This is a genomic window from Amycolatopsis sp. lyj-112, assembly GCF_046549055.1.
Classification (GTDB): domain Bacteria; phylum Actinomycetota; class Actinomycetes; order Mycobacteriales; family Pseudonocardiaceae; genus Amycolatopsis.
The window spans coordinates 1-386 of the sequence record NZ_JAJPWS010000039.1; the positions used below are offsets into that span (position 1 = coordinate 1).

Consider the following 386-nt stretch of genomic DNA (forward strand, 5'->3'; position numbering starts at 1 on the left):
CTAATTTTATTGATTTGAGTCCTCTCTCTTTTTTTCTTGATAAGTCTGGCTAAGGGTTTATCAATTTTGTTGATCTTTTCAAAGAACCAGCTTTTTGTTTCATTGATTTTTTTTCTATGGTTTTCTTTATTTCTATTTCATTGATTTCTGCTCTGATCTTTATGATTTCTTTCCTTCTACTAACTTTAGGTCTTGTCTGTCTGTTCTTCTCTCTCGACTGCTTTAGATGTAAAGTTAGCTTGTTTATTTGAGCTTTTTCTTGTTTCCTGAGGTGGGCTTGTATTGCTATAAACTTTCCTCTTAGAATGGCTTTTGCTGCATCCCATAGGCTTTGGAGTGTTGTATCTTTGTTGTCATCTACTTCTGGGTATTTTTTAATTTCCTCT

General features: G+C 33.2%; 1 protein-coding gene. It reads right to left on the reverse strand.

The features are described 5' to 3' along the window. Positions 1–49: 49 nt before the first annotated feature. The coding region (locus ACLJRL_RS41205; RefSeq protein WP_410661849.1) for a hypothetical protein at positions 50–386 on the reverse strand (337 nt) is incomplete at its 5' end.